The following is a 15,847-nucleotide window of genomic DNA, read 5'->3' on the forward strand; positions in this document are numbered from 1 at the left end:
TATAATCAGGCGGTTTATTCGTTAGCTATAAGGTATCTGTTATTTATGCACGTTATGCACGCCTGACCCTCAACGGTCAGGCGTTTTTATTTGAGAGCCACTGACTGGTGCGCGGTGCTGGGGCCACCTTGCCGGCTAGCGCGGGGGTAGGGAATTGACAGCTTGCCGCGCATTCAGAAAGTCGCGCACCAGCTTGAACGCGCCCGCGAAGCCGGCCAGGGAGAGCTTGTCCGGGGTGTCGTGTACGTCGTGGTAGGCGGGGCTGCCGCCGCGGGTGTACATGAAAAATGCGGGTACGCCGGCCTCGGAAAACGGATAGTGGTCGGAGTTGGCGGCCCGGCCGCGGGCGGCGAGGCTGGGTAGGTAGCGGCCCGCCTCGTTGAGCCGGAGCAACTGCTGAAATGCGGCCTCGTGCACTCGGCCGTTCACGACGGTGGCGCCGTCTTCGCCGGTGCCGAGCAAATCGAGGTTCACCAGAAACTTAATCTGCTGGAGTGGCACCAGCGGATGCTGCACGAAGTAGCGCGAGCCGACCAGGCCGGCTTCCTCGGCGCCGAAGAGTAGAAAGGCGATGGAGCAGGCCGGCTGATTTTCGGGCCGGGCATAGTGGGTGGCCAGCTCCAGCAGCAGGGCCACGCCGCTGGCATTGTCATTAGCGCCGGGAAAATAGGCTTTGCGGCCCATCATGCCCAGGTGGTCGTAGTGCGCCGTGACGACCAGGAAGGAATCCGGCTGGCTGCGGCCAGGGATGAGCGCGCAGAGGTTTTGGGTGGGGTAGTGGCGCTGGAGCTGGGCGGCTATTCGCATATTCGCTGTCCAAGCCGGTGAGCCAGTGGAAGGCTTAAACTGGTGAAGCATGGGGTGCGGCAGCGCTTCGAGTTGCATCTGATGACTTTGCTCAGAAGCCAACGTAGCCGTGAGCTTAGTAACGACGCGAAGCACGGCGGCAGCTGAGTCGAGGCGTTGGGCGACACTCACTGGTAAGTTAGCCGGCCGTTGTGCGTATTGGTCAAGCAGAACGGTTGTGGATGGCCGGCGGCTGTTACGCAGATAAGTCTGTATTTCTTCAGGCTGATTGAGCATTGTGCTGTCCAGATACAGCAGCCGACGCCCGCTCGACAACTTGCCCGACCCTGACGAAGCTGTGACAATAAAGTCGCGCCCTGCCTTCAACCGCCAATGCGGACCCAGCAGAGGAAAAAAGCCGTGGCTTAAAACCAGCGTAGCTTTTCCCGGAAACGTGTTCACGTCCAGCTCAAACGGCTGGATATAGTCCGGCGCCAAAGGCTGCAACTTCAGCTGCCGTAGCCGGCCGCGCAGGTAGGCAGCGGCTTTGCGCTCGCCCTGCCTCACGTAGCCGCGGCCGTGCATTTCGCGCGAAGCGAGTTTGGCGATGGTGGCCCGCGCGCGGGGCAGGTCCTGGCTTCGGGCGGCGAAGGGGGGTAGGGAAATAAGCAGCAGGCCGATAACCCAGCCGCGGCGGCGTAGGGGCGCGGCGGCCAGCGTTAGCAAACCCAGCGCCACCGCCGCGCCCAGGCCATCACTAATCAGGTCGCTCCATTCGCCGTGGCGGTTAAAGGGCAAGGCCATTTGTAGCGCTTCAATCAGGGCGCCGAAGGTGATACAGCCGAGCAGCACGACCGGCGTGGCGTGGCGCGCCAGGCGGGGCCAGCGCGTTTGTCGGCGCAGGCTGAGCCACGTCAGAGCAGCTTGCACAGCGAAAAAAGCGGCGTGGGCAAACGTGTCGAAGCTCAGCAGCCTCCACTGCGGCGTGGGGGGTAGGCGCTCGGCCGGGGCCAGGGTGAGGCACAGCAGCAGCACCGCCCAGACCAAGGTCAGGGCCAGGAAGGAGCGGGAGGTAAGCTTTAGCTTGCTGCCGGTGGGAAGTTGATTCGACACGGAATGGCCGGACATACATACGGCAAGCTGGCGCTTACCTCACGGCTCAGGCGCCGATTAGCTCGCCGTAGGCTTCGGCCGAGAGCAGGCCTTCAATCTCAGCGGGATTCTTAATCGACATCTTCACCATCCAGCCCTCGCCGTAGGGGTCGGAATTCACGGTTTCGGGGGCGCCATCGAGCACGGCGTTGATTTCGAGCACGGTGCCGGAAATGGGGCTGAACAGGTCCGAAACCGTCTTCACCGCCTCCACCGTGCCGAACACCTCGTGCTGGGCCACTTCCTTGTCGAGCGTGTCGATATCAACGTACACGATGTCGCCTAGCTCTTTCTGGGCGTGGTCGGTGACGCCGATGTAGGCCACGTCGCCTTCCAGGCGAATCCACTCGTGGTCTTTGGTGTATTTGAGGGTGGCGGGCAGGGTCATGCGGCGGGAGGGGGGTAGGGAAATGAGGGGTTGGGGCAAAAGTACGGGGGTGGCTGGGCAAAGTCCCTACCCCCTCCTTTCGGCGCGGCCTACTGCAAGCTGTAGCGCAGCTGAATGCCGCCCTCGGTGGTGGCGTTGCGAAAGGCGTTTTCAACATTGGGCCTGGTGATGTTCTGGCTGAAATAGAATTGCAAGTTCAGGCGGGTGTTGAGCAGGTAATCTACCGTGGGGCGCAGCTGCACTTGCAAGGCGCCGTTGGTAATCGTGCTCCGGCCGCGGCCGATGCTAACCGGGTCAGGGCCGGTGCTGCCGGGGTCCACTACGCCTTCGATGACGCGCTGAACGGTCGTGTTGTCGCGCAGGCTCAAATCCAGGCGGGCGGTGAGCGTGTTGGTGAGCACGCGCTGCTCGCCGCCGACGCGGAAGGGCAGCTTGAGGCGGTTGGTGGCGTAGCCGGCGCCGATAATCAGCTCAGTGGTGTGCTGCTCGGTGACTTGGGCGTTGGTCGTGTTCAGGAGCAGACCGCGGCTAGTGCGGTACTCGGCGCGGCCGGTTATCTTGTTCAGGGTCTGAAAGTTGATGCCGATAAGCGGTGTCAAACCCTCGATGATGCTGACCTGACCGACGATGTAGTAGGGAATGTACTGCCCCGACTGGTTGGCCTGGTTCGGAAACTCTGGCTCATCGTTGTAGGTCGTCGAGGTGGAGTAGGCGCCCACGTTGTAGAGCGAAGTGTAAGCGTGGTTGAGCGTGAACGAGCTAAACACGTTCTGGAACAGCGGCACCTGCGACAACCCATTGTACTGCACGTTCCAGTTGGGCAGCGGGATGTTGACGAATGGATTAGCCTTGCGCTCCGCCTTGTAGCCGTCCGAGGTCTTGCCGCTATACGCATCGCGGAAGCTCTGAATCAGCACCTCCGAGGAGTTGTAGCTGTAGAAAATATCCCGCCCATTCGCGTCCTGCTTCGTGGGGTTGGCGCGTTGCAATTGGTCCCGCACCGCTTGGCGGTTGGTCACGAAGCGGTTAAAGGCCTTGGACCTTTCGCCGTTGGCGCCGAGGTCGCCAAACAAAGTACGAATCGTGATGGTGCTGATGCTGAACGAACCGCTGCCGAGCGCGTTGCTGGCCTGGGGCAGCACCAGGGAGTCGGGGCCCATCTTATAAATCTCGCCAGTCTGCTCATTAAAGCGACGGCGGTAAAACACCTCGCGGTTACGCACTTGCTGCTTGCGGGCATCAAGCTGGATATTGAAATCCCGGATGGGCTCCAGCGTGGTGCGCAAAGTCAGGTTATCAGTGTAGAGTGTAGAGAAGGGCGTGTTAAGCAAATCGCTGCGCTCAGTATACCAGTTGCGGTTATACACACTCCTCAAGAATGCACTATCTAACCTTTGCTGCTCGCCCAGAATGAAGCCCAGGCCCGGCGCGGTGAAGCCATCATTAAAGCCAAAGAAGCGGGTTTTGGGCAGGTAGCCGGGCAGCAGCGTACCGTTGGAGCGGGTGTAAGTGAAGTTGAGCGAGCGGGCCGTCATCAGGGAGCGGAGCACGGCTTTCACCACGCGCAGGCCGGCGCTGGTGGTGTCCGTGGGCACATTGGCAGCGGGAGGGGGGGTAGGGCGGGTGCCGTCGGCGTTGCGCGGGGCCGGGCGGGGGCGCGGCGGGGGCGGCGGGGCATTGTTGATGATGTTGAGAAACCGCACCTTGTTGTAGAGCTTCACCAAGTCAATGCGGCCGTTGGCGCTCAGCTCGGCGTTGTTCTGAATGGTATTGCCCAGGGCCAGGGCGGTGCTGTCGGAGGGGTCTATCAGGGCCGTCGAAGCCGCCTGCCAGCTGTAGGTGGCGGCGTAGCGCGCATCGGCGCTGAGCCAGTCGGTGAGCGGAAACTTGTCCAGCGGCAGCCGGTAGGTGGCGGCGATGGTCTGGTTGAAGTTGGTGGTGCGCCCGCCGCGGCGCAGGTTGGTCATCAGCTGGTCGCGGTTGCGCACGGCAATATCTTCGTCGCCAATGGTGCGGCCCGGCCCTTCGTCTACCACGCCGCGGTTCGTGGCCGTGTAGTCCAGAATCAGGGCTTTGGTAAGGTCCCACTTCAAATCATAAATCCGATTGAAGAAGAAGACCTTCTGCACCAGATAGTCGAAGCCCTGCGTGCTGGGCACCTGGCCCGGCTCCAGCACCCGCTGCAAGAGCCGCTCATTGTAGCGCCGGTCGATGTCGGCCCGAAATGAGAAGCGCGAGGGCAGGGGCGTGAAGTTGACTTGCTGGAAAATCTTGAGGTATGGATTGTCCAGAGCCTTGATGCCGGCCAGGGGCGTGTAGTTTTTGGGCGTGGTCTGGTAGACGTAGGCCAGCGCGCCGGTGTAGGCGCGGGTGAAGTCGCGGTCGGTGCGGATGTCGGTGTGCAGGCGCTCGGTGAGCGAGTAGCTCAGGGCCAGGTTTTCCACGTCCCAGGGCTTGGGCAGGGTCTTGCTTTCGGGGTTGCGCTCCTTGCGCACGTTCAGTAGCGAGATGCTCTTGCTCGTGGTCTGGTCGATGACCTCGTTGCGGTAGGCGGCGCGGGCGGCGTTGTCCACCTCGTCATCGGCGTTTCTGAACTTTTGCAGGCTCTGGCTGAGCTTGGTATCGGGGTCGAGCGGGTCGTACTGGGGGGTGCGGCTTTCGTGGCCCACTTGCAGCAGCACCGGCACCTTCAGGTTGAACTGGGGGGGTAGGAACTTCTCGGCCGCGACGGTCACGTTCACGTCGCCGCGAAGGATGTCATCCAGCGAGCGCTGCTGGGCCTTGTCCTGCAAGCCGCCGAAGCCGACCGACGTGAACGAGCCCGTGGCAATGATATTCGCCACGTCGGCCAGCTTGGCGTTAAAGCTGGCCGTAGCCGCGTAGCCGTCCTGCCGCTCGAAATCGAACACCCGGAACTCATCGGCCCAGAGCGTAGCCGACTTGTCGTTGCGGCGGCCGTCGGTGGTGGCCGGGTTCAGCATCCCAATCATGCAGCCCTGCACGGCCGAAAAATCGGGGTTGCCGACCACCGTAATCGTGGCGCCATTATCCAGCGTCCGCGAATAGGGTTGGATGAAATTGGGATTGGGGACGCGGTTGCGGGCGGCTTTCAGGTCAATAAAATCCTGAAAGGCCAGGTCGATTTCGTTGTCCGACCGCCATACTCTATCCGGGGCTGTTTCATTGGCCAACGTCAACTTAAGGGGTAGGGAATACTGGTAGTAGTTCTGGGTATAGTCGGTGCCGATGCGAATGAAGGCCCGGATGTCGTCATCCTTGGTAGTGGGGTCGTCGCTTTCGCCGTGCAGAAACAGCTTCAGCCGCTTGTAGCGCAGCAGGTTGATGGTGATGTTTTTATAAGCGGCCTTGGCGTAGCCGTTGCGCAGGTTCGTGACGCTCAGGCGCAGGCTCTGCTCGTTTTGCAGGCGCGAGGTGCTGCTGGAGCCGTACTCCCGGTCGCGCTGAATGCCAGGCGGCGCCAGGTAAGGAATGACCGGCCGCTGGTTCGGGTCGGTGCGGGCCAGGCCGTTTTCCTCCACGCTCACCGTCGAGATGCTGAACGCGTCGGCATCGGTTACTTCGCTCGTCAGGTTGCCTTCCGAGATGCGCGACAAAAACCGGCGCCACTGATTGGCCACGAACTGCGGCTGCACCAGGCGCAATACCACCGGCTCGCGCCAGCCCGTCATGTACATCCGCATGAAGCGGATGCTCTTGAAGCCGAACTCGCGGTTGTCGTTGCCCACCACGGCCGAGTACTCGCGCACCGGAATCCGGAACTGATACCACGTCACCTCATCTTTAGTGCTGCCCTTGCCAATCGAATTCGTGACCTTGTCGATAATGTAGTTCCGGCCCACTTCCAGTTGGCCGGGGCGCAGGTTGAGGCGGTAGTCGTAGTAGCGCTCCACATCCTGCACCACGTTGTCGCGGTTCAGGTCTTCCTTGTCGGGGTAGGGCGTCGAGGAGCGCTGGGCGTCCTCTTCCGAGTTGCCCTGGTAGCCATTGTAGCGCTTGTAGCGGCCCAAAATTTTGGTGTCGCTGTCGTTATACGCCGGGTCGAGGTGGTGGCGAAAATTGTCGTTGCTGGGGTCGGGCACGCTGCCATAAATGGCGGGGTAGGAATCGGCCCGCCCCGCCTGTGCCTGCTCCCCGGCGTCGTCGACGCCGTCGAGGCCAATGTCCTGGCGGGCGCGGGCCCCTGGCGCGGCCGAAAAGGCATCGGTTAGAAATTGCTGGGTCGTGACGCGGCCATAGGGCGTCTCTCTAACGTCCTGCTCGTCGTCGGTCGTGGGCAGGCCGTTCTCGAATTCGTGCTGGTTGCCGTCCTTGAGCACGTCTTCGCTCACGTTGCCCAGGTTCAGGTGCAGCTCACCGCCGGTCGTGTTGTTGGTGGGCGGGTTCTCGCTATCGTTAACCTGCCCCCGCTCACCACCCAGAAACGGGTCCATCAGCCAGAACTCCAGGTACTCGATGTTGGCGTTGTCGAAGTCGGTATCGAAGGTGATACCCCGGCTGATGCCACCGTAGTTCTGCTCCGGCAGGCCCGTCAGAAACTTGCCGTCGCCGCTCACGCCGGGCGAGTAGTTATAAGTCCCCCGCTCACTGGGAAAATATGCCAGGTCAAAGCTGTACTCGTAGCCATTGCCCTGCGAGCCCAGGTCTCGGTTGGGGAAAATCTCGTCGCGCTGAATGCCGCGCACGTAGTGATTATTGAGGTCACTGCGAATGTTGTCGGGCGCATCGCTGCCATTGTTATAGTAGCTCTGGTCCACGGTGTACCAGGCCAGGCGGGCGCGCAAGTTGCTGTTCGCCAGGCCCGCGGCCGTGCTGATGGCCGCTGGCGTGGCCGCCAGCCGCCAGGCCGGTATCGCCGCCAGCCCGCCCAACGTGTAGGGCGTGCGCGCGTTCTCGAAGTCATCGATGTAGCTCACCCCGTTCTCGCCGCGCCCCAGCTGCGAGCGGCCGGCAAGGAGCTTGGCAAACTCGCCGGTGAAAGCAATGCTCGACGGCTCCTTGGTCGAGAGAAAGGGCAGCTTGTCGAGGTACTTGGTAATCACGCGGCTTTCCTTGCGGAACGAGCCGTCGAGGCCGATGATGGTGTTGTTGCCCGGCTCGTCGCCCACGTTCACGCGGTTGATGCCCGGCGCCTGATTTTCCAGCAAGCTCAGCACTGTGCCGCCCAGGCTGGCATCTTCGCTCACCCGGTAGTCGAAGCGGGCGCCCAGCAGGCGGCGCGGCTGCACCTGCACCAAAGCGTTTTTCTCGAACTCCACCCGCAACTCGTTGGCTGAGTTTAAATAGCTGGGATTAAGAATCTTGACCTTGGCCTGGTCGTAGAACACCTGGTAATCCACGCCCTCCGTGAGCAAGGTCGAGCCCGAGCGCACCCGCACCGAGCCCTGCGCGATGCCGATGCCGGGCAGGTTGATTTCGTCGGTGCCGGCGCCGCCCTGGTAGCGCCCGCGCAGGAAAAACTTGTCCTTGACCTGCACCTGCTGGGCGTCGCTCTGGGTCTGGTCGTACAGCTCCTGGTAAACGTATTTGTCAATCAGCGCCGTCTCCGTGGGGTCGAACTGCGCGCGCAGGTAGGAGCCAAAGGGCTGCACGTTGGGAAAAATAATCTTGCCCAGCTCCGGGTCGATGGTGATGCCGGGGAAAAAGTCGAAGTTGCCGTCGGCGTTGCGGTCGTTGTTGGGGTTCACCCTATCGAGTCCGAGCACCTGAATCAAGGGCACATTCTGCGTGCGGGCGCCTTCCTTGAGCGAAATCAAATCCACGCCCGTCACGTCGTCCTTGTAGATGAGTTGGAGCTGGAAGTTGTCGCGGCTGAGCTGAGAGGCGTTCAGGGGATAGATGTTTTTCATCATCAAGTCCCAGGTCGGCAGGTTGCGCGTCAGCCGCAGGTTCTCATTCAGCGGGTTCTGCGCCGGGTCGGCCAAGCCCACGCCGGGGTTGGTGGCCTTGAGCATCTTCAGGAAAATCACCTGGTCCTGCCGCACCTGGGCGTAGTCGGTCTGAATCTCGCCCACCGCATACGTCTGGCCATTGTACAGATACTGGAAGCTGACGCCTAGCACCTGGTCGGGCAACAAGCTGGTATTCAGACTCAAGTAGCCGAGCTGGGCGTTAAACGTGTACTCGCGCGGGTCGAGCTTGCGGGCGCGCACCCGCTCGTAGTCGATGTTCTTGGCCAAGCCGCCGCCGAGGCTGCCGAGTACCTGCTCCACAGCGAGGTTGTCGCGGGAGTTGGGCACCGCCAGGATGCTGCTCAGCAGTGAGTTGGCGCTATTGGCAGCCGGGGTGCGCGCCGTGGGCGTACCCTGGCGGAAATCATCGCGGTAGAGCCGGACCGGCTCGGCTAGGTCCTGGAGGGCCACTACGTTGCGCAGATTTTCGGTCGTGCGGTTGTCGTTGGTGACGTACACCTCCAGGTTGCGGATTTCGACGCCGCTCTGCACCGTGGGCAGGTTGCGCAGGGCCTGGTCGTAGCGGTCGCGGAAAAACTGGGTCAGGAAAAAGTGCCGGTCGCGCTCGTACTGGCTGGCTTTCAGCTCGTACTGCCGGCTCTGCGAGCCGTTCTGGATGCGCACTTCGTCGGCGGTGCCGCGCACGGTGGCGCCCACCGCCGTCACGCCCAGGCGGCCGAACTGCAGGGCCACTTTCGCCCCGAACAGGTTCTGCCCGCCCTGCACCAGGGAGTTGTTGAGGGGTAGAGAAACGTTGCCCAAATCGACCTTGCGCACGATGTCGGTTTCCTCACCCGCGAAGTCGAACTTCATCTGATTATCAAAATCAAACGAAGCCTTGGTATCGTAGTTGAACACGAGCTTGAGCCGGGTGCCAATCTGCCCGGTCAGGTTCACGTTCATGTTCTGCTCGAAGATGAAGTCGCCCACGCTCTGCTGGCGCAAGGTCAGGGCCGGGTTGGCGTTGCGGTTGAAGCGCGCGCCGGCCCGCACCGTGAGCGAGCCGGCGGGCCGGATATCGACAAAGGAGCCGCCGAAAATGCGGTTGGCAATGGGCCCGAGGTAGATTTTGGGAATCAGGCGCTGGGCCTGCGGCGAGCCGGGCGCGGCCGGCGCCCCCACCACGCCGCCCTTGGCCTTCTCGCGGAAGTAGTCGCTGATGGCCTGCCGCTGCTGAAACCGGGCGTACTCCTCAAACGTGAGCTGGCTGGGGTCGCGGTAGTCGATGTCGGCGCCCACCTTTTCGCGCACGTCGAAGGTCTTGAGGCTGTCATCGGGCGTGACCTGGAGCTTGACGTTGGCGGGCAGGGGCAAGACCAGCGGCGAGCGGCGGCGCTGCGGCCCAAACGGCGAGCCCGGCCGGTCCTGGGCGCGCACGCGGGGCCGGCGGCTGGGGCGGTAGCGGCCGGTGTCGCCGGGTTGCGAGCCCACGGCGGGGGTAGGGGCTGGCCGCTGGCCGGGCCGGGCGGGCCGGCCCTGCGCGGGCGCGGTTTGGAAGCGCGGGCGGTGGGCGGCCAAGCCGTGCGCGCCCGCCTGCGCCCACCACGTCAGCAGCGACGCGACCATGAGAACCGACGCGGGGAGAAGCTTAGTACCGGGTTTCAAGCAGAAGAAAAGGAGGCGGCGTGAATAAAAAACCGCAGGCTAACAGGATAGGAGGGGGGTAGGGAAGGGTTGCATTTTAAGGGCTGACTGCGGGGTTGAAAGGCTGCCCTGCCGGGCAGAGCCGGCGCCGCCTGGCCCAGGAAGCCACCCAACCAGCGGCGTTCCCTACCCCCTCGCCAGCTGCCAAAGTGCCTGGAAGCCGCGCTATGCCCGGCGTGGCGGCCTCTTTGAGCGGTCAGGTCAACCCTTCACCCCTTAAAAATTAAAACCTACCTAATTAGACTTCAAAGCAAATTTAATCAATTCTTCCACGCTCAGCTCACCACCGTGCTTTTGCGATATTTGGTCCAGGGTTTTCTCGGCGGCGGCGCGGGCGAAGCCCAGCGTTACCAGCGCCTGTAACGCCTCGGTGCGGCGGGTATTGTGCTGCCGAGCTAGGGGCACGGTATCGACGCCGGCCTTGGCCAGCAGCTCATCTTTGCGCAGCTTGTCGCGCAACTCCAGAATCACACGCTGGGCCGTCTTGGGCCCGACGCCCTTGATGCTCTGGATGGCGCGCACATTCTCATTGACAATGGCCTCGCGGATTTCGCCTACGCCCATGCTGCTCACCATCACGATGCCTGTGCCCGGCCCGATGCCCGACACGCCAATCAGCAGCATGAACAGGGCCTTTTCACTGGGGTCGAGGAAGCCGTAGAGCGTGTTGGCGTCTTCCTTGATGTGCTGGTAGGTATAGACCTTGGCTTTCTGGCCCTCGGCCGGCAGCTTGCCGAACGTGGTGAGTGAAATTTTGACTTCGTAGCCCACGCCCGCAATGTCGATAATGGCTTGGGCGGGGTCTTTATAAGCGAGAGTACCGTCGAGGTAAGCAATCATGCGGGCGCGGAAGAGCTTGGGTGTTTCGGGCCAACACGGCTGAGCCCGGATTATCTCCCAAAACTACTGGCTTCTGGGCTAAAAAAGTTGGACGCCGGCAAGGGGGGCTGTTTGCACGAACTGGCGCGGGGCTCTGCCTCGTGCCGGCTGGTACCCGGCCTCCGGCTAGGCCGCGCCAGTAGTGCCGCCGAGGTTGCTTCGATATCGTGCGGCTGCGAGTCGTTCTGGGGGCCAGAGGCCCACTACAAGTCGGCACCGGGCAGAGCCCCACGCCAGCTAGTGCCAGCTACTGGCCAGCCTTCGCTTTCACCTGCGCATCGACCACGGCAATGGCCGTCATATTCACGATATCGCGCACTGAGGCGCCTAGTTGCAGGATGTGTACCGGCTTGCGCAGGCCCATCAGCACCGGCCCGATGACCTCGGCGCCACCGATTTCCTGGAGCACCTTGTAGGCAATGTTGCCCGACTCGACATTGGGAAAAATCAGCGTATTAGCGCCTTTTTCGGCCAGGGGCGAGAAGCCGTATTGCTCCTGCAAAAGCTGCGGGTTCAGGGCTACGTTGGCTTGCATCTCGCCGTCGAGCAGCAGGTCGGGGTAGCGAGCCTTGGCCAGCTCGGTGGCGCGGCGAGTTTTGGCGGGTAGCTCACCCTGATTGGAGCCGAAGTTGGAATAGGAGATGACGGCGATGCGCGGCTCGGCATCGAAAAAACGCACCGCGCGGGCCGTGAGGCCGATAATTTCCGCCATTTCCTCGGCCGTGGGGTTGATATTGACCGTGGTGTCAGCGAAGAAATAGGGGCCGCGGCGGTGCTGAATGATGTACATGCCGGCCACGCGCCCTACCCCCTCTTCCACGCCCAGCACCCGCAACGCCGGCACGATGCTCTGCCCGTAGTCTTTGGTGAGGCCGGTGATGCAGGCGTCGGCCTCGCCGGTTTCGACCATCATGGCCGCGAAATAGTTGCGCTCGCGCAACAGGCGCCGGCCCTCATAAAGCGTGATGCCCCGGCGCTGCCGCTTCTGAAACAGCAGCTCGGCGTAGCGGGTCCGGCGGGCGTCATCGTTCAGAATATCAATGATTTCGCAGCCTTCCAAGTCCAGGCTGTTGGCCCTGGCAATGGCCTGAAGCTTTTCGGGCGGGCCCAGCAGAATAGGCGTGCAGATGCCCTCATCGCGCACAATCTGGGCCGCCTTGAGGGTTTTGTAGTTGTCGGCTTCGGCGAAAACGACGCGCTTAGGGTTGTTGCGGGCCGCCGACGTGATGCGGTTCATCAGCTTCTGATTGACGCCGAGGCGGGCGCGGAGCTGGTCCTCGTATGCGGCCCAGTCTTCGATGGGCAGGCGGGCCACGCCCGATTCCATTGCGGCCCGCGCCACGGCCGGTGAGATGCTGGTTATCAGGCGCGGGTCCAGAGGCTTGGGAATCAAGTAGGTGCGGCCGAAGCTGAGCGTATTGTCGCCGTAGGCTTTGTTCACCATGTCGGGCACCGGCTCGCGGCTCAGCTCGGCCAGGGCCCGTACGGCGGCCAGCTTCATGGCCTCGTTTATCTCGGTGGCCCGCACATCCAGCGCGCCGCGGAAGATGTAGGGAAAGCCCAGCACGTTGTTGACCTGATTGGGGTGGTCGGAGCGGCCGGTAGCCATAATCAGGTCCGGCCGGGTGCTCATGGCCAGCTCGTAGCCGATTTCCGGGTCGGGATTGGCCAGCGCGAACACGATGGGGTTGGCGGCCATTAGTAGCAGCAGCTCGGCCGGCAGCACGTTGGCCGCCGAGAGGCCCAGAAACACATCGGCGCCGGCCATTGCCTCGGCCAGCGTCGTGACGTTGCGGCTCGTGGCGAATTGCAGCTGAATGTCGGCCAAATCGGTGCGTCTGGCGTTGATAATGCCGTCTTTATCAAAGACGACTACGTTTTCGCGCTTCAGCCCCAGGGCCAGGTACAACCGCAAACACGACACCGCCGCTGCGCCCGCGCCGCTGACCACCAGCTTAATTTCCTCGATGCGCTTGCCGACAATCTCCAGGCTGTTGAGCAGCGCCGCCGATGTGATGATGGCCGTGCCGTGCTGGTCGTCGTGCATGAGCGGAATGTTCATCTGCTCGCGCAGGGCCGTCTCAATCCGGAAGCACTCCGGCGCCTTGATGTCTTCCAGGTTGATGCCGCCAAACGTGGGCTCCAAACTCTTGACGATGCGGATAAACTCGTCCGGGTCCTGGCAGTCGATTTCAATATCGAACACATCGATACCCGCGAACTTCTTGAACAGCACGCCCTTGCCTTCCATCACCGGCTTGGAGGCAGCCGGCCCGATGTTGCCCAGCCCCAGCACCGCCGTGCCGTTGCTGATGACGGCCACCAAGTTGCCCTTGGCGGTGTACTTGTACACGTCGTCGGGGTTGGCCGCGATTTCGAGGCAGGGCTCGGCCACACCAGGGGAGTAAGCCAGCGCCAAATCCAGCTGGGTGCTGACGGGCTTGGTCGGCACAACCTCAATCTTGCCGGCCGGCTCCTGCGAGTGGTAGTTGAGGGCGTCCTGTTTGTTGATTTTAAGCATGAGCAGAGCGAAAGCGAAAACGAAAGTAGCGTTGATTTGCCCGCTTCGTCCAGTTTCGCTGCCTGCTACCCGCCGCCTATCCCGCCTGCACCACCAGCTTCTGGCCCAGCTTCACCTCGTCGCTGGTCAGGCGGTTGAGCTTGCGCAGCTGCTGCACCGAGATGCCGAAGCGCCGCGAGATGTTGTAGAGCGTGTCGCCGGGCTGCACCTGATGGAAGCGGGTTTCCAGGTCCGCTTTCGCCGCGTTCATCCGGCTGACGGTCGGGTGGCTGCGGGCGCCGCGGGCCGGCGCGGTGTTTTCCGCCGCTGGCGCCACGAAAACCAGCCGCTGCCCCGCCTCCACACTGCCTGATTTCAGGTTATTCCAAGCTACCACCTGCGCCACGCTCAGGCCGCGCTCGTGGGCCAGGCGCGTGAGGTTGTCGCCGCGCCGCACGATGTAGAGGCGAGCCGCGACAATCTCCTCGGGAGGGCTTGCTTTCGCGGGGGGGGGTAGGGAAATTGACTGCTTGCGCACCGCCGGCTGGCTGGCGGCTGCGGGCGCCGATTCCGGCGCTGACGTGGCCACCGCCAGGGTTTCCTCGGTTGAAGTTTCTTGGGTCGAATCCTCAACTGCTGTTATTGCCTCTGCTTCACGCTGCTTCTGGCGGGCGGCTTTGGCTTCAGCCACGGTCTGCGCGGCGGCCACGGTGCGGGCAATGGCCAGGTGCTGCCGCTCGGCGGTGGCGCGGGCAGCCAGGCGGGCGGCCTCAGCTTTTTGGAGGCGGGCCAGCTGCTGAGCCTGGGCTTTCTCGCGGGCTGCTGCTTCGGCGGCTTCGCGGGTGTAGCGGGCATTCGCGGCGGCTAGGCGCTGGGTAGCTTCATCCACCACTGGCCGCACGGTTGGCAGCACTATCGGCGTGGGCGCTACCGCCGGCGCGGCAGCTATTACCTCGGTGGCGGGCAAGGCGGGGGGTAGGGGCATGAACACGACCAGTTGCCGGCCCGGCCGCAGGGCCTGACCTTTCTTCAACTCGTTCCAGCGGCGCAGCTGGGCCGGACTCACCTCAAACCGCTCGGCCAGCCTGGCCACGGTTTCGCCCCGGCGCACCATGTGGCGCACGCGGCGGGAGCGGGGCCGGGCTTCCTCAGTGCGAGCCCGCGGGCCACTGGCCGCGGCCAGCAGGTCGCGGGTCGGGAATGGCTCGACGCCCTCAATGCGGGGGGGTAGGGGCGCCAGGGCCAGCGGCAGCTCGGCGGCGGGGCGGCAATACTCCAGCAGCGTGGCCCGGTCGGCGTCGCCAAGATTGGGGCGGGCGGCGCTGGGGTAGCGCAGCACGTAGCTGCGGTAGCCGGCCGGCAGCGCGCCGCGCCGCAGCTCGGGGTTGAAGCGCTGCAAGGCCATTGAATCGGCGTAGCCCAGCGCGCGGCTCAGGCGGCGCAAATCAATCGGCTGGCCGTTAATAGTAAGCGTGTCGAGCGCTTCGGCCACCTGGTAGCGCAGCTCCGGGGCGCGCAGCTGGTGCTGCTCGGCATACTTCATCGTGTACATGATGGCCGTGAACGTGGGCACGTAGTTGCGCGTCTCGGCCGGCAGGTGGGGGTAGAGGTCCCAGAACGTGGTCTTGCCGGTGCGCCGCATCACCCGCTTCATGCTGCCGCCGCCCCAGTTGTAGGCGGCCAGCACCAACTCCCAGTCGTGAAACATGCCGTAGAGGTATTTCAGGTGCTTGCAGGCGGCCTCTGTGGCTTTTTCCGGGTGCATTCGCTCGTCCACCCACTCATCTTTCTTCAACCGCAAATCACCGGCCGTCGGTCCCATAAACTGCCATAAACCGGTGGCGCCCACCGGCGACTTGGCGGTCGGAATCAGGGCCGATTCCACCACCGCTAGGTACTTCAAATCAGTTGGTAAATTATACTGGGCCAGATACTTCTCGAAAATCGGGAAGTAAAACTGCTCCCGCTCCAGCACGCGCTGGGTGTAGCCGCGCTGGCGCTGGGTAAACAGGTTCACATAAGCCAGCACGGCATTGTTGAACTGGTGCGGCACGGCCGTTTCGAAGCAGCTCATCCGGTCGCCAATCAGGTCGCGCTGCGTGGGTGGGGTGCGCAACCAGACCAGCCGCACCGAATCGACCTCCGGCGCCACCGGTACCGCCGTCAGCGAGTCCGGCAAGAGCAGCTGCACCTGCCGGATTGTGTCTTCGCGGATGACGTTGGGGTTGCGGATATCGCCACCGGCCGGCACCTGCTGAGCCAGCGCGGGTAGGGCAAACGGGGCCAGCAAGGCGGGCAGAGCCCGCCGCAGGCGGCGCGAAAACGCGCGCGAAGGAAGATGCCAGTGCTTCATGCCAGCAAGTTAAGTGACAGATAACGAACGCGCCGCATCTTCCTGCTTCATCTATTAGAATAGGCGCGAGGATTCCCTACTCCCTCACAGTCCCGCAACGTGTCGTCGCAGCCGAAATTTTGTTTTCTTCGGAGCAAAATTCTGATGTTTATAGCTGACGCAAAGGACCGACTGGC

6 protein-coding genes are annotated in these 15,847 nt (G+C 63.0%); all 6 read right to left on the minus strand.

Features of this window, described 5'->3' with window-relative positions:
- Window positions 1–135 precede the first annotated feature (135 nt).
- The gene (locus ACFE70_RS06600; protein WP_375416934.1) at window positions 136–1,914 is read right to left on the minus strand and encodes a M28 family peptidase; all 1,779 of its coding nucleotides are present in this window, start codon (window positions 1,912–1,914) and stop codon (window positions 136–138) included.
- A 31-nt stretch (window positions 1,915–1,945) separates the two neighbouring features.
- Window positions 1,946–2,326 (minus strand): glycine cleavage system protein GcvH, encoded by a 381-nt coding sequence (gene gcvH, locus ACFE70_RS06605; protein WP_375417023.1) that lies wholly within the window; start codon window positions 2,324–2,326, stop codon window positions 1,946–1,948.
- A gap of 89 nt (window positions 2,327–2,415) precedes the next feature.
- Entirely contained in the window at window positions 2,416–9,861 is a 7,446-nt protein-coding gene (gene sprA, locus ACFE70_RS06610) for a cell surface protein SprA (protein ID WP_375416935.1), read from the minus strand.
- Window positions 9,862–10,173: 312 nt separating this feature from the next.
- Window positions 10,174–10,779: a Holliday junction branch migration protein RuvA gene (ruvA, locus tag ACFE70_RS06615; RefSeq protein WP_375416936.1), complete on the minus strand. Its 606-nt coding sequence runs from the start codon at window positions 10,777–10,779 to the stop codon at window positions 10,174–10,176.
- Between the two features lie 286 nt (window positions 10,780–11,065).
- Complete coding sequence (locus ACFE70_RS06620; RefSeq protein WP_375416937.1) at window positions 11,066–13,339, minus strand: NADP-dependent malic enzyme; 2,274 nt, start codon at window positions 13,337–13,339, stop codon at window positions 11,066–11,068.
- 76 nt (window positions 13,340–13,415) lie between these two features.
- Window positions 13,416–15,671 (minus strand): LysM peptidoglycan-binding domain-containing protein, encoded by a 2,256-nt coding sequence (locus tag ACFE70_RS06625; protein WP_375416938.1) that lies wholly within the window; start codon window positions 15,669–15,671, stop codon window positions 13,416–13,418.
- Between the last annotated feature and the right edge of the window lie 176 nt (window positions 15,672–15,847).

Origin of the sequence: uncultured Hymenobacter sp., assembly GCF_964243305.1 — a bacterium.
Lineage (GTDB): Bacteria > Bacteroidota > Bacteroidia > Cytophagales > Hymenobacteraceae > Hymenobacter.